A 596-nucleotide genomic window follows, 5' to 3' on the forward strand; every position below is an offset into this window, starting at 1 on the left:
TGGAGTGTGACCAGTTCGGGCTATACTTCGCATCTTTATTGCTCGCGCGATACTTCCAGGCAAATCCTACTGCCATCAAGACGGCGGGAATAACGACAATCATCATCAGGCCGAAGGCCGTCAGGATCAAAGAGCGTTGCTCCAGTCCAATCTGTCCTTTTGGGTCAAGGAGTGCAGAATCACAACCACTGAGTAATACAGTACCTGCGATTAATGACATCCATCCCAAACTTTTATTGTATTTCCTGAGTCTCATTGAACGACCTCAATTCCACGGGATCTGGTGGCGTTTAAAGTGTATGGGCATTTTACGGTAAGGTTGCATTACTGTAAACATGATTGGATCTCTGTCAGTTCTGTGTTAGCGGCTTCTGCTTGGTTTGTCACATATGTAACGTAGTGTTACTTAATCCCTTGGAAAGCCTGATTTTCGCGGGATTGATAACGAAAGGGATAAGAAAAGGAGTGCTTAGCGGCTAATGGGCATAACCACCCACAAATTAGAACAATTGTTTAACATTTAATTATCAAATAAAAGACATTGTGAAAACGAAAAATAAAATCCCCGGAGCTGAATCGGTTAAATTATTTAAAGA

General features: G+C 42.3%; 1 protein-coding gene. It reads right to left on the reverse strand.

Annotated features, from left to right (window positions below):
• Positions 1-229 (reverse strand): cytochrome ubiquinol oxidase subunit II (locus tag ABD353_RS39945; protein WP_425555362.1); only part of this gene is annotated, 229 nt, incomplete at its 3' end.
• Between the last annotated feature and the right edge of the window lie 367 nt (positions 230-596).

Source organism: Kitasatospora arboriphila (assembly GCF_039528095.1).
Classification (GTDB): Bacteria; Actinomycetota; Actinomycetes; order Streptomycetales; family Streptomycetaceae; genus Kitasatospora; species Kitasatospora arboriphila.